At 69.9% G+C, this 23631-nt stretch carries 12 protein-coding genes; 2 read left to right on the forward strand and 10 right to left on the reverse strand.

The window, feature by feature from the left end:
- The first annotated feature begins 62 nt into the window (after nt 1–62).
- Nucleotides 63–680, forward strand: coding sequence for a DUF4232 domain-containing protein (locus tag ACIQPR_RS28795; protein WP_403654108.1), 618 nt, complete (start codon nt 63–65; stop codon nt 678–680).
- Between the two features lie 8 nt (nt 681–688).
- Here the strand turns inward: ACIQPR_RS28795 and ACIQPR_RS28800 are convergent, their stop codons facing one another.
- The 10 genes from ACIQPR_RS28800 to ACIQPR_RS28845 all read right to left on the reverse strand — a co-directional run bounded on the left by ACIQPR_RS28800 (nt 689) and on the right by ACIQPR_RS28845 (nt 17111).
- Nucleotides 689–1306: a GTP-binding protein gene (locus ACIQPR_RS28800; protein ID WP_403654111.1), complete on the reverse strand. Its 618-nt coding sequence runs from the start codon at nt 1304–1306 to the stop codon at nt 689–691.
- The gene (locus tag ACIQPR_RS28805; RefSeq protein ID WP_019067253.1) at nt 1287–1661 is read right to left on the reverse strand and encodes a DUF742 domain-containing protein; all 375 of its coding nucleotides are present in this window, start codon (nt 1659–1661) and stop codon (nt 1287–1289) included. The genes ACIQPR_RS28800 and ACIQPR_RS28805 overlap by 20 nt, the downstream gene beginning before the upstream one ends.
- Nucleotides 1658–2095 (reverse strand): roadblock/LC7 domain-containing protein, encoded by a 438-nt coding sequence (locus ACIQPR_RS28810; RefSeq protein WP_403654114.1) that lies wholly within the window; start codon nt 2093–2095, stop codon nt 1658–1660. The genes ACIQPR_RS28805 and ACIQPR_RS28810 overlap by 4 nt, the downstream gene beginning before the upstream one ends.
- Nucleotides 2092–4866, reverse strand: coding sequence for a nitrate- and nitrite sensing domain-containing protein (locus tag ACIQPR_RS28815; protein ID WP_403654117.1), 2775 nt, complete (start codon nt 4864–4866; stop codon nt 2092–2094). The genes ACIQPR_RS28810 and ACIQPR_RS28815 overlap by 4 nt, the downstream gene beginning before the upstream one ends.
- A 544-nt stretch (nt 4867–5410) precedes the next feature.
- Nucleotides 5411–7174: a helix-turn-helix domain-containing protein gene (locus ACIQPR_RS28820; protein ID WP_403654119.1), complete on the reverse strand. Its 1764-nt coding sequence runs from the start codon at nt 7172–7174 to the stop codon at nt 5411–5413.
- Between the two features lie 411 nt (nt 7175–7585).
- Complete coding sequence (locus ACIQPR_RS28825) at nt 7586–7756, reverse strand: hypothetical protein (protein ID WP_403654121.1); 171 nt, start codon at nt 7754–7756, stop codon at nt 7586–7588.
- Nucleotides 7757–8154: 398 nt separating this feature from the next.
- Nucleotides 8155–9246 carry a DNA helicase gene (locus tag ACIQPR_RS28830; RefSeq protein ID WP_403654124.1) on the reverse strand — a complete coding sequence of 364 codons (1092 nt, stop codon included), beginning with the start codon at nt 9244–9246 and terminating at the stop codon, nt 8155–8157.
- A complete protein-coding gene (gene drmB, locus ACIQPR_RS28835) occupies nt 9243–11090 on the reverse strand; it encodes a DrmB family protein (RefSeq protein WP_403654127.1) in 1848 nt (615 codons plus the stop codon). The genes ACIQPR_RS28830 and drmB overlap by 4 nt, the downstream gene beginning before the upstream one ends.
- Entirely contained in the window at nt 11087–14212 is a 3126-nt protein-coding gene (locus ACIQPR_RS28840) for a helicase-related protein (RefSeq protein ID WP_403654130.1), read from the reverse strand. The genes drmB and ACIQPR_RS28840 overlap by 4 nt, the downstream gene beginning before the upstream one ends.
- Nucleotides 14213–14255: 43 nt before the next feature.
- The gene (locus tag ACIQPR_RS28845; RefSeq protein WP_403654133.1) at nt 14256–17111 is read right to left on the reverse strand and encodes a sigma-70 family RNA polymerase sigma factor; all 2856 of its coding nucleotides are present in this window, start codon (nt 17109–17111) and stop codon (nt 14256–14258) included.
- Between the two features lie 207 nt (nt 17112–17318).
- Here ACIQPR_RS28845 and ACIQPR_RS28850 point away from each other — a divergent pair, with 207 nt between their 5' ends.
- Entirely contained in the window at nt 17319–23624 is a 6306-nt protein-coding gene (locus ACIQPR_RS28850; RefSeq protein WP_403654136.1) for a protein kinase, read from the forward strand.
- Nucleotides 23625–23631 lie beyond the last annotated feature (7 nt).

The following is a 23631-nucleotide window of genomic DNA, read 5'->3' on the forward strand; positions in this document are numbered from 1 at the left end:
CCTGTCTCTCTCCGCGAGCACCGGTGAGAGCCGGTCCGTACGCGGCGAGTTCGGGGGACGTCATGCAGAAGAGCAGCATCCGCAGGGGCGCGACGGCGCTGGTCGCGTTGTCGGCGGCGCTGGTGGTGACGGGGTGCCGGCCGGGCGACGCGGAGACCGGGGCGGACGTGTCGTCGTCCACGGCGGCGCCGACCGCGCCCGTGCGCACTCCGCCCGCCAGCACTCCGGCCGCCACCACGACCGGGTGCACGGCGGACTCCCTTGAGGCGAGCGCCGCCCAGGCCGCCGACCGGCCGCAGGGCACCGGCACCGGGGCGGCGGTCGTGCGGTTCACCAACACCGGGGCGAAGGCGTGCGTCCTGCGGGGACATCCCACCGTCGCCGGTGCGGCGAACGGCTCCCCGGAGCTCAACGTGCCGCTCCAGGTCACCCCCACCGGCACCGCCTCGCCCGTGACACTGGCCCCCGGCGGCCGGGCCTGGGTCAAGCTGACCTTCGTACAGGTGCAGGGCGAGGGGGACGGGTACTGCGCGTCCGGTTCGGCGCCGGTCGTCTATCCGACGATGGTGATCGGACTGCCCGGCGCCGGGAAGCACCAAGTCGCGCTGGACGACGGGCAGTTCGCGGAGTGCGACGGTACGGTGACCGCGACCGCCGTTTCGGCGGCGCGGCCCTCCTGACCGTAGGACTACACCCGCTGCCTGTCCCCCGACGCCTCCACCGCCAGCCCTCGCATGACGTGTTCGAGGAGGGCGAGCAGGACCGACTTGACCGACTCCCGGTCGCGGGCGTCGCACAGGACGAGCGGGATGTCGGGGGCGAGGTCGAGGGCGGTGCGGATCTCCTCGGGGTCCTCCTCGCAGACGCCGTTGAAGCAGTTGACGCCCACGGCGAAGGGGATGCCGCGGTGCTCGAAGAAGTCGACGGACGGGAAGCAGCTCTCCAGCCGCCGGGTGTCGGCGAGGACGACCGCGCCGAGCGCGCCCCGGGACAGGTCGTCCCACATGAACCAGAACCGGTCCTGTCCCGGGGCGCCGAAGAGATAGACCACGAGGGCCGAACTCAGCGTGATCCGGCCGAAGTCCATGGCGACCGTGGTCGTGGTCTTCTGCTCCACCCCGGCGAGGTTGTCGATGCCGACGCTGGCCTCGGTGATGAGTTCCTCGGTGCGCAGCGGAGTGGTCTCGCTGATCGCGCCGACGAGGGTGGTCTTGCCGACGCCGAAGCCGCCCGCGACGAGGATCTTGGCCGTGGCGGCGTTGGGCGCGACGCGGGTGGCGCGGCGGTCAGATTCTGCGAATGCCATCGATCACTGCCTGGAGGAAACGGGCGTCGGGGGTACCGGCCGCGGCGGGCGGGGAGACGGAGACGAGTTCGTTGTCCAGCAGGTCATCGAGCAACACCCTTATGACCGCGACGGGTTGGTCGAGCAGGGCGGCGACCTCCACCAGCGCGGTGGGGGTGCGGCAGAGCGCGAGCAGCCGGTTCTGTTCGGGCTGGAGGCGCTGGTCGCGGGTAGGCGGCCGGACGGTGCTGATCAGGGTGATCAGCTCGATGCCGGAGTGCGCGGTCGGGGTCCGGCCGCCGGTCACGGTGTACGGACGGACGAGCAGCGCGGGGTCTTCGTCCTCCCAGGGATCTTCCTCCGACCAATGTCTCATTCATGCTCACCCGCGAAGGGCACACCGCTGTACTCGGGGAACCGGGGGGCCGCGCTGAGGAACTGGCCCACCTGCCGCACCACCATGGTCATTTCGTAGCCGACGTTGCCGACGTCCACCTCGGAGGTGGCGAGTACGGCGAGCCGGGCGCCGCCGCCCGCGGTGGTGACGAAGAGGAACAGGTCGTCCATCTCGATGACGGTCTGCTGCACCCGGCCGCCGCCGAAGTGACGGCTGGTGCCGAGCGCGAGCGAGTGAACTCCCGAGGAAATGGCCGCCAGTTGCTCGGCGTCGTCCTGCGCGAGCCGCTCGGAGGAACCGACGAGGAGTCCGTCCTCCGACAGGACGATCGCGTGCAGGGTCTCGGGAATCCGCTCGATCAGGTTGTCCAGCAGCCAGGCCAGTCCGCCGTGCGTGGTGTTGGGCGCAGTCATGGGTTGTTCCTTGTCGGACGGGGACGGGTGGGCAGCTGATGCCGCTCGGACGGGGTGGTCGGCCGGGTGGCCGGCGGGAACTGGTCCTGCGGGGCGGGCGGCCGGCCGGGCGCGGGGAGGTCCCCGCGCGCCGGCGAGGGCCAGGCGGGCATGGGCACGTCCTGCTGGGCGCGGGCCCGGCGGGTGCCGTCCCGGAGCGCGGCGAGCATGGACCGCGCCTGCTCCGGCCGCCGCTCCGCCTCCCGCCCCGGACCGTGCTCACCGTCGGGTTCCACCACCCGGTCCCGCAACTGCGGCGCGAGATTGGCCTGCCGCACCCGGCGCGGCAACCGCCCGGAACCACCACCCCCGCCCCGGACACCGGCCCCCGGCGGACCACCGGCACGGGAACCGAGGGCCCGCATCTCCCCGATACGGGAACGCGTGGACGACGGGTCCACCGGCCGGGAACCGGCCGAGGACTGGTCACCCGCGTGGGAAACGACGGACTGCGGGTCGCCGCCAGCCGGAGAACCGGCGGACCGCGGGTCACCCGCGCCGAAACCAGCGCTGAAACCGTCACTGAAACCAGCGGACGACATGTCACCCGCCCGGGAACCGGCCGAGGACAGGTCACCGGCCCGGGAACCGCCGGACGGCGGGTCGGCCTCACGCGGGGCGGCGGGCGGGCCGGTGCGGGTGCGCATCGGCATGCCGCCGGTCGTCACTCCGGTGCGGGGCGGGCCGCCGACCGGGCCGGTGGGCCGGCCCGGGAGCGGGTCGGCGGGGGAACCGGCCACCGACGCCAGGTGGCGTTCCGCGCGGGCGTCCAGCGGGGACGGGACGCCGTCCGCGACCGGCTCGGTGAGTGCCTGCGGCAGGACGACGACGGCGAGCGATCCGCCGTAGGACGAGGCCTGGAGGCTGGCGGTGATGCCGTGGCGCTGGGCGAGGTGGCCGACCGTGAAGAGGCCGAGGCGCGGGTCCTCGCCCAGGGTGGTGAAGCTGAAGTCCTTGGGGTGGTGCAGGAGTTCGTTCGCCGCCGCGTACTCGTCGACGGTGAGGCCGAGCCCGCGGTCCTCCACCTCCACGGCGTATCCCTGTGCCACCGGCAGTGCCCGGACGCGTACTTCGGTGTGCGGCGGGGAGAACGTCACGCCGTTCTCGATGAGTTCGGCCATGAGGTGGATCGTGTCGCCGACCGCCGGGCCCAACACCGCGACGGAGGGCAGGGGTTCGACCACGACCCGGGTGTAGCCCTCGATCTCGGAGACCGCGCTGCGCAGCAGGTCCGCGAGCGGCACCGCCTGCTTCCAGCGGCGCCTGGGGGCCGCGCCGGACAGCACGGTCAGGCTCTCCGCGTTGCGCCGCATCCGGGTGGCGAGGTGGTCCACGCGGTAGAGGTCAGCGAGGAGTTGGGGATCCTGCTCCTTGCGTTCCATGGAGTCGATGACCGTGAGCTGACGGTGCACCAGGAGCTGGATGCGGCGGGACATGTTGTGGAAGACGAGGCGCGCGCCCTCGCGCAGCGAGGCCTGTTCGAGGGCGACGCTCACCGCGGTCCGCTGGGCGCTGTTGAAGGCCTCCGCGACCTTGCCCAACTCGTCGGTGCCGTAGTCGAGTTCGGGGAGGTCGTCGAGTTCGGCGCGTTTGCCCTGGGTGCGCAGCCGGGTGATCAGTTCGGGCAGCCGTTCCTCGGCCAGTTCGAGGGTCTCGGCGCGCAGGCCGGACATCCGGCCGAGGAGGGAACGGGTGATGCGCCAGGACAGCAGGGCGACGGCGAGTACGGCGACCAGGGCGAGGGCGCTGCCGAGCATCGCCTTCATGAGCACCTGGTGGGTCCGGTCCTGGGAGTCGGAGGTGACCTTGTTCAGGAACTGGCCCTCGACGGCCTGCACTCCGCCGGTGACCCGCGCCGGGGCCGCCGCGCGGGCGGTGGTGGTGCGCGGTACCGCGATCGTGCCGTCGTGCCCGGCGGGGGCCGCCGCGACGGTCGCCTCGAAGGCCGCCATGGCGTCCTGGTCCCGGCCGCTCATGACCTTGTCCAGCGCCGCGCCCATCCCGGTGGGCAGGTAGGGCTCGACCTCGTTGGTCAGCACGGAGGCCCGGACGGCCTGGGCCGCGGCCAGCGAGGACCGCTCCTGGACGCTCAGCTTCCCGGAGGCGGCGACCCCGCCGAGGATCGCCTCCTCCTGCGAGAGGGCCTCGGTGCCGCGCAGGAACGCGAGGGCGTGTCCGGCGTCGGCGGCGGTGGCCGCGTCGCCGCTGTCGGTGCTGAGCATCCCGAAGAGGTTCAGCACCGAGGACACGGCGTCGGAGTAGGCGGCGTAGGCCTGTTGCCGGGTGCTCTTCCCGCCGTCGACGGCGGTCCGCTCGGTGTTCAGCGCGCTGAGCCGCTTGCGTACGGTGCCCAACTGGGCCTGGTACTGCGCCGATCCGACCCCCGCGGAGGCGGAGTCCGCCTTGCGGAATCCGGCGAGCACGGCGTCGGTACGGCGGCGCTGCGCCTCCAGCGCGGTACTGCTGCCGTGCGCGGCCAACAGGCCGACCGTCAGCTGGCGTTCCTTCTGGAACTCGCCGATCGCGGGCACCAGGGCGTAGGTGGTCTTGGCCGCCTGCCCGACGTTGTTGGCGTTGTGCCACTGGTCGAACAGCGCGAAGGAGCCACTGAGCCAGAGCAGGACCATCGCCGTCCCCGGCACCACGGCGAGCGTGATGAGGGAGGCGCGGATACTGCGCCCGCGGCCGGTACCGGGTCCGGTCTGGGTGGACGTACCCCGGTGTCTGCTCACTTCACCCACCGGTGTCCGAAGGCGCGACGATGGAGGCGGGCTGCGGTGAGGAACTGCGACACCGGTGATTTCCTTTCCGGGGTGGCGCGTGACGCTTCAGAACTCGCGGGCATACGTCGACACGCCTGCACAGACTGGGGAGTTGGCGGCGTAGCACGGCAGGTACGCCAAAGACGGGCTGCGGTTTCCCGACGGGCGCCCGAGCCCCCCGCGCAGTTGGTGAGTTATGAAACCGAGCCATCCGATCGGGGTCAAGGGACCCCACAAACACTCCAGGCGCAGCCGTTTAGGGCGTTCAGTACACTATGCGCGTAGACAATCCGGCGGCTCCCGCTCCCGACCGGCCGCCCACGAAGACGTTTTGGCTGACTACCCACGGTGAGGTGCGGGGCAGAGGGTCGTTCGGGCGGCGCCGAGGACGCGACGGAGGCGGCTCGGCAGGGCACTCAGGACCGACGCCAATGTGACCTACTTCACAGCATGAACACGGTCCACACACACCAAAGCCACCGACTTCCGGGGCGGTCGAGCGGGCGCCGCGCGCTCAGCCCCGCCCCGGCTCTTCCAGCAGCGTCAGGGTCTGCGCCCCCAGCGACGTCATGCCGTACGCCTCCGCGCCGCGTGCCGCCTCGCGCAGCAGCCGGACCGCCTGCGGCTCGCTGCCCGGACCGCCCTTGCGGCGCGTCGCGCGGGCCTGGGCCAGCCGGAGCCGGGCGAGTTCGGGCTGCGAGGAGCGGGCCGGGACGGCCGCCTGCCGGAAGTGGTCGAGGGCGGCCCCCGGCTCCCCCGCCGCCAGCGCCAGCAGTCCGCGGGCCCGCGCGGTCGGGCCGACGAGGACGGTGGGCCAGCCGCCCAGGGCGATCTGCGTGCCGTCGTGCGGCGCCAGCCGGGCCCGCAGCGCGGGCACCGTCTGCGCCAACTCGGCCCCGAATCCGCCTTCGAGGTCCAGCGCCGCGCCGACCTCCGCCAGCAGGACCAGCGCGGGAACCGCCCAGCCCGAGGGCGGGAACCGGTCGACGTCGGCCACACAGCCGAGGAACAGGTCGGCGCCTTCCGCGTGCTGCCCGGTCTCGCACAGGGCGAGGGCGAGTCCGGCCCGCCAGACGGGGAAATACGCGTGGCGCTCGACGTCGCCGGCCAGGTCGGAGGTGAACAGCTCGGCCAGCCGGCCCTGTTGGCGCAGCAGCCAGTAGGCCTGCCCGAGACGGGTCTGCGTCAGGTTGTCCGCCGGTACGGCGTAGTCGGCGCGGAGGAGTTCGATGAACTTCAGGGACTCCACGAAGATCCACTCGGCCGCCGCGGCGAACCGGCCGTGCCACAGGTCGAGCAGGGCGTCGAGGGTGTGCCGCTGCCAGAGGGAGAGCGCGCTCTGGGTGTCGGCGGCGTGCTTGCGGTACTGGTTGGCGGTGGCCAGGGCGCTGAAGACACGGCCGTTGCGCAACTGGTCGACGGCGACGGCCATGAGCGCCTCACCCCGGAAGTACGCCGAGTCCTGCCGGGCCGCGGCCTCGCGCAGCCGCTCGGAGAGGTCCAGCGACTCGGGCGCGCTCATGAAGTCGTAGCGTGCCCAACGGCATTCGGTGAGGACCTCGCAGCGCACCTCGTCGTCGCCGTCCTCGGGTAATCGGCGCAGGGTGTCCTCGGCGAGCCGGGCGCCCTCGGCGGGACCGGCGAGCCCCGTCGCGGTGTCCTGGCTGACCGCCAGGGACATCTTCTTCGCCAGATGGGCTTCGAGCCGCAGCCGCAGCCCCGCGGCCTCGGGGCCGCCGTCGCCCTCCAGCGCGGCCAGGCACCCCTTGATCGACTGGAGCAGCTCCTGGTCGACCTGCCCGGGGTCGGACCACCGGCGCGCCAGCCTGATCACGGCCTCGGCCTGCGCCCGCGGGTCCCCGGCGGCGGCGCGATAGGCGGCCGTGTAGTGCCGTTCGGCCTCCCGCATCTCACCGGCGGCATGGCTGAGATCACCGCGCCGCAACAGCCGCAGGAACTCGGCCCGTTCCTGTACCGCCCCCGAACGCCCGTCCCTTCCGGGCGACTTGACCAGCCGAACCGCCGACTCCCCCCGCACGGCCCTCGCCGGCGCGTCCGAGCCCGCCGGTACCGCCAGACCGGCCAACGCGCCCCTGGCACCCAGGACTTCGTCGCACAGCTGGGCCAGCTCCAGGGAGGCCCTACGGCGCCCGTTCTCGACCCGGCTCAGAAAGCTGCGACTGCAATACACCTTGCCGGCCAGCTCGCTCAGCGACATCCCGGCCGCGATGCGGCGCCGGCGCAACTCCGCGCCGAATCCGTCGTGCTCGATGACCATCCCCCCAACAACACGCCGGCCGACCGGTGTTGCCAAATACCCGCTGGCAACACCCGACCCCTGCGGACCGGCACGATTACCGACGAAGCTGTCTGTGCCGGGAGCCTACCGGGCACAGGGACGTGCCCATTGGCGGAACAGGAGCACTGGTCATGCCTTCGGGCGAACCTGTGGCATCGACTGGGGGGTCGATATGCCGGAGGCACCCGCCCAGGGCAAACCCACCGGTGCTCCGCCCGGCACCAGACGGAATGACGACGGGGATGGGGGGATGGGGGGATGGGGGGTCCACGGTCCGGGGCGCGCGGGGGGCGCTCCGGGCCCCGGATCCTGTCGCCCTCTCAGGAGTTGAGCCGACTGCTCAGAACCCGGCCACGCGTGCCGCCGTGTACACCTCGGCGGAGACGTCCTTCAGTTCCTGGCGTCCCGCGCAGCCCACGAGAGGCCTACCAGGAACACGTCGAAGCCGATCCTGTCGTACGCCATCAGGTCGCCGACGATCTGCTCGATGTCGCCCTGGAAGGGGTGGCGGTCCGATCCCTCGTGCTGTTTGGCGGTGTGGTCCGGGTTGACGCGAACCACCGTCAGCAGCGAGCGTCCGGCCCGCTAGGCAACAAGGTCCTGCAACTGGCACCGGCTCGCGGCCACTTGGGCGGGGTCGTCGGAGTACGGGAGCCAGCCGGCGGCGTGGTCGACGAGCCAGCGCATGGACCGTGGGGAGTTGGCCGGGACGAAGATAGGGATACATCGCCACCGTACGAACAATGATCCTGGCCTGGATCAATATTCCCAGGTCAGGACCTTGAACGACAGACGAGCCGGGCCGAACGCTGGGGAGAGTCATCTCAGCGCTATGACCTGCACAAACAGTCCAGGCGGTCGCTCTCGTGATTACTCTGACGGCTACGTAGACTCAGATACCCCGAGGCGCGGCGCAATTCCGGGTCGTCGCGGTCCGTCCGGATATGCCCGCACTCTCGTCAGCCACGCAGCAAGTAGCCGGATCCCACTTGCGCACACAGAGACGGCTCTGTGTCGCCCTCATACGCCAGATGGAGTTCATGTCGCGGACGGGTGGCCAGAACGTAATAAGCCATGCGCAGGGCGGCGGAGGTGGGGTCGACCCCCGAGTCCGTATGAGTATCCGGGATGACGACGGTATCGAATCCAAGCCCTTTGGCGCTCGCCCGATGGACGAGCACGATCCCGGGCCGCCCGAGATCCAGCGTGCGGTAGCGGCCCTGCCCTTTCCTGGCCCGGGAGGTGTACAACTGCGGCTTGAGTCTCGGTGCTCGGCGCTCCAGGCTTCCGAGCAGCGAGAACTGGGTGTGGGTCGAGTTCACGATCACCCCGATGCTCCGCTGAGGATGTCTCTCCGCCAGGAGGATCAACAAGTCGGCGGCGCCGCGGTCCGGCAGGTGATGCAGCCGTGGAGGCGGCCCCTCGCGTACGGGGAGCGCGGGCACTCCGGCCCCTGTGTGGAAATGAGCGGCGAATGCCGCGATCTGACGTGTGTTGCGATGGTTACCATCGAGTTCGAGACGCGTGCACCGGCCCAGTCGCCCAGCGATCTCGGTGAGGGTGGAGTTGGTGTCGGTCAGGCGCTGGCACTCGTCGGCGTACACCGTCACACGCGCCTTGAGCAGTCGGCAGAGAAGGTAGAACTCGGGTGGCAAGTCCTGACCTTCGTCCACCACGAAGGTCGGGCCAGGTACGTGGCCAGCTCCTGCGGCACGGTCGTAACACACCGCCCAGTCGTACCAGCCGTCGTCGGTACGGGGGACCTTCCCGTCACACCACTCGGTGAGCCAGGCGTGAGCGGTCGCCACGCGTACGCCGCGGTCGGCCGGGCCGAGTGCGTGGACGACCGCGGCCAGAGACTGTCGCAGGAGGTTGGACCGGGTCAGCAAGGTCACCGGAGTGCCGGTGAGAGCGAGCATGACGGCTCGTTGGGCGGCCAGGAGACTCTTACCGCTGCCAGGCGGCCCGCTGACGAGATGGCAGCCGTCGAAGGGGAGATCGTCGAGGCAGGCGCGCTGCTCCGGTGACAGACCGAGGTAGGTGACTGTCACGGCTGCTCCAGGGCGGTGGCCGCGGTGGCACGGGCGGCGGTGATGATCGTCTCCAGATAACCCGGCACGTCTTCACCGCCCACGACCAGGGCGCGGTCGAGCAGGGCGTTTCCGGCCTCGCAGCTGGTCTCCGGAAGGAGGGAGCAGGCGTGGCAGGCAGCGCGGTTGAGGTTGCCGAAGCCCTGGCCGGTGTGTTCCGCGCAGAGGGGGTCGGCCGAGCACCAGGCGGCGGCCTCCGCCATCCGCAGCAGGGTCTCCGCCAGACGCGGAGGTTCGCCTTGTCGGACGAGGCCCCCAAGGGTGCCTTCCGCGTCACCGGCAGCGGTGTACACGAGGATGCCGTACTGGTCCTGCTCAGGCCGTGCGTAGATCCGCTCTCGCAGGCTCGCCGTGGTGTATCCCGACTCGAAGGAGAGCTGGCGGATCAACAGATGCGCCAAGGTGTGCAGAAGCACGAATCTGGGGGCGAGTTCAGGGCCGGTCAGGGCTTCGAGGCGGTCCTTCTGAAAAGAGCGGTCGAGATCCACGCGCATTCCCGCGATGCGCTGACGAACCCTCAGATCATTTTCCCAGGCGTACAGTTCGGACCTGTCCAGCGTGAGGAAGATCCCTTCGCCGAAGACCTCCACCGCCGGCAGCCACCTCAGGCGCCTCGATGTGTCCGCGGGGACGGCCGCGGCGTCAGGTGACACGCGGGTGAAGCCCGACAGCGCACGTACCTCGCGCAGTCGGTCGGCGAGGACGATCCGGCCAAGAGTACGTCGCAGTCCCACCCACGGTTCCTCCGTCTCGCCCGCCAGACCGAGGGTGGTCTCACGCAGCGCGAAATCGCGGGTCGCCGGCGCAGTGGGCGCGGTGAACGCGACCCATTCCTCTCGGCTCAGATCAGGGCGGACCGGGGCGGCCGGGGTGCCGTCGGACGCCGGAGAAGCTTGTCCCGTCTCCTCGCGCAGGAGTGCATCCAGGAGGTCCTCGTCGGCGCCGGTGTCCTCCAGGATCGCTTCCCGGAACACGGCCGCGCGCGGCTTCCCCGCGTCGCGGCACAGGAGCACCCACAGATCATGTTGGCGTACCCGTTCGGCGAGCACGTCATCGTCGTGAGCGCGAACGTCCGTCTCGGGGATGTCGAGTGCCGAGTGCGTCACCGGGTAGTACAGGTTTCCAGCTGTCCGCTGCACCACCTGAACCGGCTTGACGCACTCCGTGGCCTCGTTCGCCCGTTGCCAAGGGTTACGCCCTGAGCAACGCATGCCGTGCGTGCCGAGGATGTCGAGCAGATCGCGCGCTGCGCCGCAGCCCTTCGCGGAACAGCTGACGGAGAGCGCTTCGAGTCCGGAGGCGCGCTCGGAGACGAGGAAACGGAGCTTCTCTCGTTCGCCGCACTGACGTCGCTCGCCTGCTTCGCGCCGCGAGTGGGCCCAGAACCACCAGTCGATGTCGCCGAGGTGTCCGGCCGCGCAGATCTGGACGAACCGCATGGGTGCGAGCGTCCGGCCCGGCGAGCAGGAGGCGCAGCGTGGTGGCTGTCCGGGCTTCTCGTCCGCGATGCGCCAGCGCTTCATGCGCCGACAGGCGCCGCAGAACAGCCAGGAGGGAAAGCGGATGTACGGTACGCCGGGCGCGTCCGGTGTGTCGTATCGGTCGTTGGCCGTCGCGGGAGCGGCGTAGAAGCCCGTCGCCCCGAGCCGGGACGCCAGTCGCGGGGACTCCACCTTCTGTCGGCCCTTTCCCGGCCAGTCTCCGATGCCGGTGGCGACGAACGACTCTCCTTGGATGTCGAAAACGGCTCCTACCCCGAAGGGCACCACCGTCTGCGACTGGCGCACCCGAAGCTTGCGGCTCACAGGTCGGCTCCCTTCACCATTACCTGGCATTCCCGGTCGACGTTGCGCATGGAGTTGGGTGTCTCCCACAATCCGTAACGTTGTTCGAAGCTCTTGATGAGATTGGACTGCCCCTTGCCCTGGCTGCGGTAGTACAGCTCCCTGCCGTCCTTGCGGGCCTCGCGTGCCGCGTCCTCCCAGCAGGCGATGAGGTCTGCCAGTTCCTTTCTTACGGCGTCACCGGCGGACGGCTCGCACATTTCGGCACGGGCCGCCAGCTCTTCGGCCATGGCCTCGACTTCAGCGAGGCGGTCGATGACTTGTCCCGCCTGGTTCTCCGCGGCGAGCCCGAGCCTGTGCCGTACGAGGATGACGAGCGCGGCGTGCAGGGCGCGGGCCCGGGAGGGCATGGACCAGGGGGTGACGCTTGTCGGTTCGACATGCCGGTAGAGGGAGCGGTGGTAGACGTCGAAGGTCTCGTAGTGCGAACGGTCCCGTGGACGGGTGGCGTTGAAGAAGGTGACGACAAGGCCCGGTACCGAGTGTCGGCCGACGCGGCTGGTGGCCTGGATGTATTCGGCGGTCGTCTTGGGCTGTCCCTGCATGAGCATCAGTGCCAGTCGCTTCACATCGATGCCGACGGACAGCATGTTGGTACAGGGCAGGAAGGAGACCGACTCCTTCTCGTCCCACCGCTTCTCCAGTCGGTCGAGCAGGACGGGTTGCTCCGCACGCGGCAGATTGCTGGTCAGTTCCTGCACCTGATGGTCCGCCAGGCCTCTGGTCCCTGCCCCCGATTCCAGCCCTGCGAGCTGGGCGGGAATGTCGTCGGCGGCGGCGGTGACGGTGCGGCCGAGTTCACGCAGACTGTGGTGATAGGCCACCAACGTCCAGTACGCGTCCCGGTGTTCCTCCGGGAGCTCCCAGGCGGCTTGGAGCATGGCGGCGGCGGTGGCCACGGCGGCGCGGCCTGCCGTGTGTCCCTGGGCCATGACGCCGAGGTAGCGGCGGCCGGGGTGCGAGGTGTCGGGTTCCGCGAAGTACGAGTGGCGGGCGTCGAGCCCGGCGGGAGGAAAGAGCTGGACCCCGGCACCGTAGAGGGCTCGGACCTGTTCGCCGGAACGGCGAATGGTCGCTGTGGACGCCACGACCTTGGGCCTGACGCCGTCGGGTGCGGTGCACAAGCCGAGAATCGCCGCCTCGTACAGGCCCACGGTGGTGCCCAGCGGGCCGGTGAGCAGATGCAGTTCGTCCTGGATGACGAGCGAGGGCGGCCGGTTTCCGCTCCCCGCGCCGAACAGGCGTCCCGCACGGGGCTCCCAGGCCAGGCGGGCGAACTTGTCCACTGTGCCGAGGACGAAGGTGGGGGGCCGGTCGTAGAGCTGCTCGTCCACGACGGCGACGGGCAGTTCGTCGTGGAAGGCGCACTCGTCACGTGGGCAGAAGAAGGCGAAGGCGTCCGCGTCCGCGCGTACGCCGTAGTCGCCGATGTCCGGCGACTTGTGGGCGGGCAGGATCCTGGTACCGCACCAGGGGCAGCGATCGAGGATGAAGACATCGTCCGGCCGGGCGGCGGCACGTACGTCGTCGAAGGCCGCACGGGCCTTTTCGTACGTGTTCGGAGTCGTGGTCTCGCCCACCCACAGCCCGATCGAGAAGGGCTCCTGTCCGTACGTAACCGGATCCGCTCGGCGCAGGGTCTCCAGGGCGCAGACCGTCGTGGCCGCTCGCTGGAACTGCTGGGTCGTCAGCAGACTGAGGGTGTAACGGCTGAGGACCGCGGTACCTCCACCGGTGGGTTCACGTCGGCGCAGCACCATCTCGAAGGCGGCGAGCAGTAGGTACGCCTCCGTCTTGCCGCCGCCAGTGGGGAACCAGATCAAGTCCGTGGTGGCACGGTCGGCGTGCCGGGAATCGGCCACCCCGTCCAGGGCGAGCAGGAAGAACGCCAGTTGGAAGGGGCGCCAGGCCGCAGCTGGATCCGGTTGCGGATCAGGGGGCACAGCGACGCCACGAGGTCGGCGGGCGCCCGCCAGGTCAGGGGCCGAGTGCCGCATCTGAAGAGCCATGGCACGGTTGGCGGCACGGAAGGCGTCGAGCAGTTCGGGGCGGCTCGGATCGCAGAGGGTGCGCACACCGGATTCGATCCGGGTGACGGTGTCACGGATTCGGTGGAGGATGCGGTCCGCCGCGTCACGGCCCCAGTCAGGGACTTCCCCGCTCAACTGACCCACGTACCATGCACGGTAGTCGGCGACGAACTCCGTCAGTTCCTCGCGGAGTTGGTCAACGGTGATCTCGGGGTCGGCGAGGTGCAGCACGTCGAGCACAGGGGTTCCGCTCAACCCGGCGGCCCGTACGCTGTGGGCCTCGGCCTCCGGCATGACGGCAGCGCGGAGAGCGATCACCCGGCGCGCTTCGTCGTCGTAGTGTTCCGCCACCGCGCATCCATGGCCGACTGCGTGGGTCCGCACGTGCTCGTACTGCAGGCGCAGTTCCTGTTCTTCCAGGTCACGGCTGGCCAGTCGGACGCTCGGGTACTGGCGGATGCCGCCGTCCGCGGGACGTGCTTCCAGACCCACCTGGAAGAGCATCCGATCCCATTGAGCGGCCTTGCCGAGCGCCTGCTCATGGCGAGCAGTGTTCACCAGGGCGACCGTGACCAGGTATCCGGTGCCGAACGCCCTGCGCCGGAGCCGGATTTCGGCACGGTCGTCCAGGACCTGAACACGGTCACGGTCCGGGCCGAGTGTGTGGGTCTCGGCAGGAAGTGGGAAGCGTTCCCAGCGTCGGCCGCGTTCACCCGTGGCGGCGTGGGTCTGGTAGCGGGCGCCGCTACAGGTGATCTCGACAGTCGTGGCGTCGGTGTAGAAGCTGAAGCCGAGCGAGGAGGGCAACCAGGCGTTGGATTCGGGGACGGGATCACTCGCGGGGGAGGTGTCCTCCGCCGCGCTTTCCGTGCCGACGCCCTCCAATTCTTCTGCGGCAAGGTTCAACTGCCTTTGCAGGTCGGCTTCTTGGGGATACAGCGTGCCCATGAGGTAGTGCCGGTCCGGCGGGGCGTCGAGCGTCTCGTGCTCTCCCAGGGCGGGACCGACGAACTGCCGGTGGAGATAGGCCATGAATTCGTGTCTGGGATCCATCGTGTTCCTCAGCAAGTACGCGGCGAGTTGAGCGGTCTGCGAATCAGGGCTGACGCCGCTGGTCCCGGAGCCAGGACGGGCCGTTGGCGACTCCGCGCTCCACGGCGAGCTGGTCCTGCAGTTCGGTGATACGGGCCCACGCATCGTGCTCGGTCTGGGCGATTCGCCGGGCGGCCCGCTGTTCAGCGTCCCGTGCCTCTTGACGGGCCGCGCGAACCTCCTGGTCCTGCTGGGTGAGTCTGGACTCGGACTCCCGCAGCCGGTTTTCGAGACCGACGATCCGCGCTTCCGCGTCCTCACGAAACCGCCCGTGTTCCTGATGCGCCTCATGGGCTCGCTGACGGTGAAGAGCGTTGTCGGCGGCGACGACCCGAGCGGCCTCTTCCGCCTGTACGGCCCGCCGTGTCACGGCCTGATACGCCTCGGTGTGAGCCGCCTCCAAGCGCGCGATCCGTTCCTCGGTCTCGGCTCGGGCACGCTGCTCACGGCGTAGGAGGGTCTGGTCCATCCGGAGCAGCAGCGTCTCTTCCAAGGCGGCGAGTTCGGTATCGGTGTCCGCACGGGCCGCCGCGATCTGTTCGGCGGCTGCCTGCCGCTCCGCGTCGAGCTGCTGCCGATGTTCCTCACGCAACTGCGCGACGTAGGCCTCGTGCCCGAGCCGAGCTTCGGCCGAGCGCGTTTGGGTAGCCATGTCTTCGCGGTCCGCTTCGGCGCGCTTCGTCTCCACAGCGGGCTCCGTGTCCTCGGTCCGGCCCGGCTCCCCGGGTGTGTCGGCGATGAAATCCCGCAGCGCGTCACGTATGGCGAGTCGGGACTCGGCGTGCACCAGGGGCTTGACGGCCAGGTAGGCATGAGGCGTGATGCCGACAAGCGCCTCGGCGGGCCGTTCGAAGAAGTCTTCCGGCCGGTGCCCGGACTCGACCAGTGCGTCAAAGACGCGTCGCAATACCTCCAGCGCCGCGCCGACCGCGCGGTCGGCGGTCTCCGTCCCCTGGACGACACGCGTCACGGTGTCGGCCGTGGATGGCCCGAGCAGCACAGTGAGCCACGGATGTCCCACGGCCGTCAGCGCGTACTCCGCGAGCCACGTCACGTCGTCAACGGGGGCCCGGGCCATGCGCCGGGCTTCTTCCCAGTCACCGGTGTACGGCTCCGCCTCTCCGATCTCCGACCCGTCGCCGGGCACCGAAACGCTGACCGGCGGCAAACTCTCCGCTTCTGTTGTGTGCGCCGCAGGTGTAGGTTCCGGCGCCGGTGGCGAGGTCAGTGCCGCGCTCTCCACGCCGATGGCAGGCACCGATTCCCGTACCTGGTCGGCAGCGGTCACAGCCTCCCGCTTCTCCGCCTGCTCAACCGCGCCGACAGATCTCCGCGCCCGGCCCTGGTTGCGGATCCTGGCAGCGCCACCGGCTCCACTCCGGTGGCGCTCCTCCGCTGCCTTGTCGCTCACGTGCGTCGAGTCGGCTGCGAGGAGTCCTGCCATCCCGAGCCTCTCCTTCAGCTCCCGGCGGAGTTTGTACTCGATCTGTCTGATGCGCTCCCGAGTCACCCCGAACTCACGGCCCAGTTCATCGAGGGTGGAGGGTTCATCACCGTCCAGCCCCAGACGTCGTACGAGAACGCGGTGATCGCGTCCGGAGAACGTGCCCACAACGGCCATGGCTTGCTCTGCTGCCAGCGCGTTCAGGACCACGCGCTCCACCGACGGCAACAGGTTTCTCCACCCCACGAAGTCACCGAGGGTCACCCCGTCACCGACGACGCGGTCGAGGGAGTCGGTGCGCCGACTCAGCCGTCGGGCCTCCTCGACCTTCGCGAGGCTGACGTCGCACAGCACGGCCACGTCGGCGGTGCTCGCCGGCTTCCCTTGCCCGTTCAGGGTCCGTTCCGCCTTCGCCACCCTGCGGATCTGCTCGTGCATGTGGACCGGGATCCGAATGACGGCGCCCTCGTCCGCGACCGCCCGCGTGATCGCCTGGCGTACCCACCACGTGGCGTACGTCGAGAACTTGTACCCCTTCGCCGGATCAAATTTCCGGGCCGCCGTCAACAGGCCCAGCACGCCGTGCTGGAACAGGTCCTCGTAGTCCAGCCCCTGGTCGAGGTAGCCGCGCAGGATCGAGTGCGCGAGCCGCTGGTTGTGGAGGACCAGACAGTTCCGCGCACGGATTCTGACGTCGTCGGGAGGCAGGCCGCTCAACTCGGCCTTCTCCGGCTCGCGCCCGATGCGGCTCGGGCCGCCCCGCACGAGGACCGCGAGGCCCACCTCCGCCTCCGCACTGAGGAGGCGGCCCTCGGGCCGCCGGCGAAAGCGGTCCACCTCCAGCACGGCACGCGCGGCGGCTACGGCGGCGGCAACGTCCCCCGCCTGCGGTACGGTCACCGACCCCGCTGGCTCCACAGGGTCCGGCGGCTCAGGATCCGCCACAGATTCCGGCCCTTCGGGCTGCTCGTCCGGCGCCGAAGAGGTGCCCCGCAGCCGAGCCCCGGTATGCAGGGCCTCCGTTTCGCTGGCATTGAGCCCGGCCAGTCGAGCCACCCCGTCCACGGCCCGCGCCGTCACGTACCCGTCGGCGTCGGCGTAACGCGCCAGGAGACCCTTCACCGCATGAACACGAGTAAGCACATTTTCTTCACGTATCCGTGCAACCTTTTGCCCGCCCGCACTGTCCGCGTCTATGTGCACGTGCACCCCTCTCACGGGCAGCCCCAACCGGGCCAGCTCGTCCCGCAGCCGCTCACGCTCGGCATCCCCGAGCTCCAGCATGCGCACGCTTTCCGCGAAGGCGTGCTCCGGTACGACCCCATTCACAGCCGCGTGCCGCAGACGTGCCAACAACCCGGCCAATACCGCCTTCGCGCCGGATACGCCCACCCCGCTGACGGACTCAGCTCCCATCCCGCCTCCCCCAGGCTCACTCCACTTGGAACCATAGAGATAGCACGTTGACGATGTCAACAGATTGACTTCATGTCAAAAATGTCGCCAGTCGTGTACGGTGACAGATGCCACACTCTCCGCTCTGACACGATGGACCGTGCGGCAGCAGGTCAGGGGGCGCGTTCCGGTACGGGACCGCGAGACGAGGAAGAAGAGGGAACGGCAGTGAGCCACGAGCTGGTCGACGGCAGATTCCGCATCGGGCACGTCATCGGCAGAGGCAACATGGGTGAGGTCCACCGGGCCGAGGATCTGCACGCGGCCGAGGGATCCGCTGAACGAGTGGTCGCCGTCAAGACCATCCTGCGCCGCCGTACCGGCGTCCAGATCGACACGGGCGGCGACCCCAAGGCCGTGCAGCGTTTCGATCGCGAGGTGCGCATCATGCGTCGGCTGCGCCACCGCAACCTCACACGGCTGATCGCGGGCGGCATCGCCGTGGACAACGGCGGTCTCCCCTATCTCGCCATGGAGCTCCTGGACGGGGAGACACTGCGCGACCTGATCGCGGAGGAACCGCAGCTCCCCCTCGCCTGGGCCGCCGCGGTCGGCGCCCAGATCGCCGACGGGTTGGCCGCCGCCCACACCGCGGGCATCGTGCACCGCGACCTGAAGCCCGCCAACGTCATGCTCACCCAGGGCGGCACGGTCAAGGTCCTCGACTTCGGCATGGGCCGTATCGTCGACGACCCGGACGAAGCGAGGCTCACCAGCAGCGGCGTCAGTGTCGGGACCGCCCGCTACATGGCTCCTGAGCAGTTCAGGGCCAAGCAGGTGACACAGGCCGCCGATCTCTACGCGCTGGGCTGTGTGCTGTACGAGATGCTCGTCGGGGTTCCGCCGTTCACCAGCGAGTCCCCGTACGAACTCGCGAGCAAGCACATCGGCGAGGACCCGACCCCCGTCGCCGCGATCCGCGGTGACATCCCCGTCGGACTCGCCCGCCTCGTCCACCGTCTGCTGGCCAAGGACCCGGCGGACCGGCCGACGGACGCCGTGGCGGTCCGTGACGCGCTGATGCCGCTTGCTCTCGCCGATGAGGAAGTCTCAGGGCTGCCGCACTGGGGCGCGATGGACCCGCTCCTCCCCCTGCGTATCGCCGCGTCGGCCCCGACGGCCGAGAACCCGGTACCCGCTCCGAAGCCCGCGACGGTCACCGCTCCCGGCGCCGGCATGGACGTCTTCGGCGTCCACGAGAAGCTCATCGACGACTACCACTCCTTCACCAAGGGCGGCACGGTCATCCGCGACGAGCGGATCGCCGGCTTCGTCGAGGAGGACCTGGAGAACAAGTCCCAGTGGCCGAACCCTTGGCTGTCGCTCAACCCCTTCTTCCAGGGCGGCGGCACGGTCGCGGAGCTGGCCGGGCAGAAGGTGCTCCACGAGGAGTGCGCACGCATCTTCCAGGCGAAGAAGACCGAGGGCGGCACCGTTCCCGATGGACGTCCACTGACGCTCCACCAGCACCAGCGTGACGCTCTCGACGCCGCCGCATCCGGTGCCTCGTATGTACTGACGACCGGCACGGGCTCCGGAAAGTCGCTCGCCTACATCGTCCCCATCGTCAACAAGGTGCTGCACGAACGGGACGCCGAAGGGCCGAACGCCCGCAAGCGGGTACGGGCGATCATCGTGTATCCGATGAACGCGCTCGCCAACAGCCAGCTCAAGGAGTTGGAGAAGTACCTGCGCGACGGCTACGGCGCCGGCCGGGAGCCGGTCACCTTCGCCCGCTACACGGGACAGGAGGACGAAGAGGCCCGCCGCGAGATCCGCAAGAACCCACCGGACATCCTGCTCACGAACTACGTGATGCTGGAGCTGATGCTGACGCGCCCGGACGACCGTGACAGCCTCATCGGTATGGCGCGGGGCCTGGAGTTCCTGGTCTTCGACGAGCTTCACACCTACCGGGGGCGTCAGGGCGCCGACGTGGCCCTGCTGATCCGCCGGGTCAGGGATGCCTGCCAGGCTCACGAGCTGCAGTGCATCGGCACGTCCGCCACGATGTCCACCGAAGGCACCCTGGCAGGGCAGAAGAAGGCTGTCGCCGAGCTGGCGAGCACTCTGTTCGGTACGCGGGTCCAGCCCGAGCACGTCATCGGCGAGACCCTCGTCCGAGCGACCGACGACGCCCCCGACACCATGCCCACCGAGCGCCTCAACTCTCCCGCCGCTCCGCGCGCGTACGCCGATCTGGTGCGCGATCCGCTGGCGCGCTGGATCGAGACGCGCTTCGGGCTGGCCACGGACGCGACGACAGGACAGCTCGTACGCCGCAAGCCCGCGCGGATCGAGGACGCGGCGGCGGAGCTGCACGAACGGTCCGGAGTCGACGAGGAGCAGTGCGCCCGGGCCATCCGAGCCACCCTGGAGGCCGGTTCACAGGCCCGCCATCCCGTGACCGACCGACCGCTCTTCGCGTTCCGGTTGCACCAGTTCCTCTCCAAGGGTGACACCGTGTACGTCACCCTTGAGGACAAGCTGTCCCGCTACCTCACCCGCTCCTACCAGCTCGAAAAGCCGGACAAGAGCGGCAAGTTGCTGATGCCTCTCGCGTTCTGCCGGGAGTGCGGCCAGGAATATCTGACGGTGTGGCGGACCGAGAAGGACGGGGAAGTCCGGTACGAGGCACGCCGGGACACCTCCGCGACCGGCGGTCGGCAGGGCGACGGGTATCTGTACGTCGACCATGAGCGGGAGTGGCCGACCGCCCTCCAGTACGCGGTGGACGACCGCCGACTGCCCGAGTCCTGGCTGGAGTTGGACGAAAAGGGCCAGGAGGTCGTGAAGAGGTCGTACCGCGACCGGGTGCCCCGGGCCGTCACCGTCGATCCGCTCGGGTACGAAGGGCGCGGCGAGCTGAAGGCCGCGTTCATCCCGTCCCCGTTCCTGTTCTGTCTGCACTGCGGGGTCGCCTACGAGCAGACGCGCGGCCGGGACTTCGCGAAGCTGGCGACGCTGGATCAGGAGGGCCGTTCCTCCGCCACCTCGCTGATCTCGGCGTCGGTCGTGCGGTCGCTGAAGTCGGTGCCCGAGGAAGCCCTGGACAAGGAGGCGCGCAAGCTCCTCACGTTCGTGGACAACCGCCAGGACGCCTCCCTCCAGGCAGGCCACTTCAACGACTTCGTTCAGATCACGCAGTTGCGGGGGGCTCTGTACCGGGCGGCTCTGGACTCGGGGGACGACGGCCTGCACCACGAGGAGCTGGCGTCGACGGTGACGAACGCGCTGGCCATCGATCCGGCGGACTACACCGGCGACGCGGACCTGCCGCCGTCCCTCGCCCGCAACGCCGCCCGGACGCTCCGCGATGTGATCGCCTTCCGGCTCTACCTGGACCTTGAGCGCGGCTGGCGCATCACGATGCCGAACCTGGAGCAGACCGGTCTGCTGGAGATCGACTACGAGGACCTGGAGTGGGTGGCGGGCAAGCAGGACCGCTGGGCCACCACTCATGCGGTGCTGCGTGACGCCGATCCCGCGCTGCGGTCCGAGATCATGAAGGCGCTGCTCAACGAGATGCGCCGGTCGCTGGCCATCGACGTGTCCTACTTCCGCGACGACGTCTTCGACTCGTTGCAGCGGGCGAGCGAGGAACGGCTCGTGGACCCATGGCTGTTGTCGGCTACCGACAAGCCACGGATCGGCACCGCCTATCCGCATCCGTCCCGCCCGGGTATGGACCGCTCGGGTCTGTTCCTGTCAGCACGCGGCAAGTTCGGCAAGTACCTGGCGCGTGCGGACCGTTCCTTCAAGGACCTGGACCAGGCCGAACTCCAGCTGGTGATCGAGGAGTTGCTGAAGGTTCTCGCCAAGGCGGGTCTCGTGAAGGAGGTGGAGGTCGCCCCGCAACGCGCGGGCCGCTACCGCAGAGCCTCGGCCCCCGCCGCGACCGGCTACCGAGTGGCCGCGCAGTCACTCGTGTGGCGCGCCGGCCGGGGCGAGACGGGGACCCACGACCCGCTGACCCGCACGTACCAGAGCGGCGACGGCCCACGCGTGAACACCTTCTTCCGGGACCTGTACAAGGACGCGGCGGGCGCGCTGTCCGGTCTGTTCGCGCGCGAGCACACCGCCCAGGTGTCCCCCGAGGACCGGCAGGAGCGTGAAGAGGCTTTCCGGAAAGCCGAGTTGAAGCTGCTGTACTGCTCCCCGACGATGGAACTGGGCGTCGACATCTCCTCGTTGAACGCGGTGATGATGCGCAATGTGCCGCCCACACCCGCGAACTACGCGCAGCGCTCGGGCCGGGCCGGCCGCAGCGGCCAGCCCGCCCTGGTCACCACCTACTGCGCGACCGGCAACAGCCACGACCAGTACTACTTCCGCCGCTCGGAGCACATGGTGGCGGGTGCGGTGGCCCCGCCGCGCCTGGACCTGGCCAACGAGGACCTGGTCCTCTCCCATCTGCAGGGCATCTGGATCGCCGAGGCGGGCCTCAGGCTAGGCCGGGCCATGTCCGATGTCCTGGACGTGCCGGCTCCGGACAGCGACGCGCGCCTGTCACCAGACCTGGAACTGCTCCCCGAAGTCCTGAACGCCTCACTCGACGACAGCGCCCGGCGCCGCACCATCGACGCCGCACTGCGGGTGTTCGGCCCCCTGCTGCCCAGGTTCGCCGACACGACCTGGTGGTACGACGACTGGATCGAGGACAGAGTCCGCTCGGTGCAGTCGCGCTTCGACCGTGCCTTCGACCGTTGGCGCAGGCTGTTCCGCGCCGCGCTCAGGGACTACTACACCCAGAGCGAGCGCCGTATCGACTACGGCCTCACGGACGGGGACCGCAAGCGCGCCAATGCCCGCCAACGCGAGGCCTGGACGCAACTGAACCTGCTGATGAACGAGAGCGTCGACAACAAGTCCGTGCTCTCCGACTTCAACCCGTACCGCTATCTCGCCTCCGAGGGTTTCCTCCCCGGCTACAGTTTCCCGCGCCTGCCGCTCGCCGCGTACATTCCGACGATCGGCCGCCGCCGGGGTGACGGCGACTACCTCCAGCGTCCGCGCTTCCTCGCTATCCGCGAGTTCGGCCCAGGTGCGCTGATCTACCACGAGGGTGCCCGCTACCAGGTGACGCGCATCCAGCTGCCGCCGGACTCCGCGGGCGAGCTGACGACGGGCGAGGCCCGGCGCTGCGCGCACTGCGGTTACCACCACGCGCCGGAGGACCGCGAGGACCGCTGCGGCTTCTGCAACGAGCCGCTGGGTTCGGCGACCTACGGCCTGCTGCATCTGCACACGGTGTACACCACCCGCCGCGAGCGGATCTCCTCCGACGAGGAGGAGCGCCGCCGCGCCGGTTTCAGGCTGGAGACGTCCTACCGCTTCCCCCAGCGCGACGCCGCCGACAAGGGCCGTCTGGAAGCGTCTGTCACCGACTCCTCGGGGGGCCCGGTCGCCCAGCTCGCGTACGGCGACTCGGCGACGGTCCGGATCACCAACACCGGCCGAGTGCGCGCAAAGAGCGACGAACCGCCCGGCTACTGGCTGGACTTGGCGGACGGCCGCTGGATGAACGACAAGGACGCCTCGGAGGCGTCCGGCGACTCCAGCGAACTGCCGGTGATCGACACGGACGGCAACGAGCGGCGGCGCAAGAAGCGGGTCATCCCATACGTGGAGGACCGTCGCAACATCATGGTGCTCACCCTCGACGAAGCGTTGCCGGAGCCGATCGCGTTGACCTTGATGTACGCGCTGGAGCGGGGCATCGAGGCCGCGTTCGAGCTGGAGGACGCCGAGCTGTCCAGCGAACTGCTGCCACCGGACGACGGACCCCGCCGCCGCATCCTGTTCACGGAGGCCGCCGAGGGCGGCGCGGGCGTACTGCGCCGCCTCCAGGCCGAGGACGACGCCTTGGCGAAGGCCGCCGGACGGGCGCTGGAGATCTGCCACTTCAGCGATCAGGGCGTGGACGAGGGCGGCGAGAAGCACCGTCCCGGCCGAGCTTGCGCGCTCGGCTGCTACGAGTGCCTGCTGACGTACGGCAACCAGATCGACCACGCGTTGATCAACCGGCACACGGTGGCCTCCCTGCTGGTCCGGTTCGCGTCGGCTACCGCGCGCCGGGAAGCCCGTGGCGAGTCGAAGTCGGAGCAGTACCGCCGACTGCTCGCGGAGTCCCCCGCCGCCCCCACCACCGTGGAGTCGTCCGCCTCCAAACTCGCCGCGCGGGGTGACTTCCTGGGCTGGGCGAAGGCACGCGGGCTGCGACCGCCGGACGCGACCGGCACCTTCCTTACCGAGGCCAACGCCACACCTGACTTCGTGTACCGGCTGCCCGGTGTGAACGTGGCCGTCTTCGTGGACTCACCCGCACAGGAGCAGGACGCCCTGCGCGACGAGGGCGCAGAGGAACGCCTGTTCAACGCCCGCTGGGACGTCGTCCGCTTCCCGCACGGCGGGGACTGGGACGCCATCGTCGCCGCCAACGCCCAGTACTTCGGCTCCCCTTCCGCCGGCTGACCCGCCC

The organism is Streptomyces sp. NPDC091280 (assembly GCF_044768565.1).
Taxonomy (GTDB): domain Bacteria; phylum Actinomycetota; class Actinomycetes; order Streptomycetales; family Streptomycetaceae; genus Streptomyces.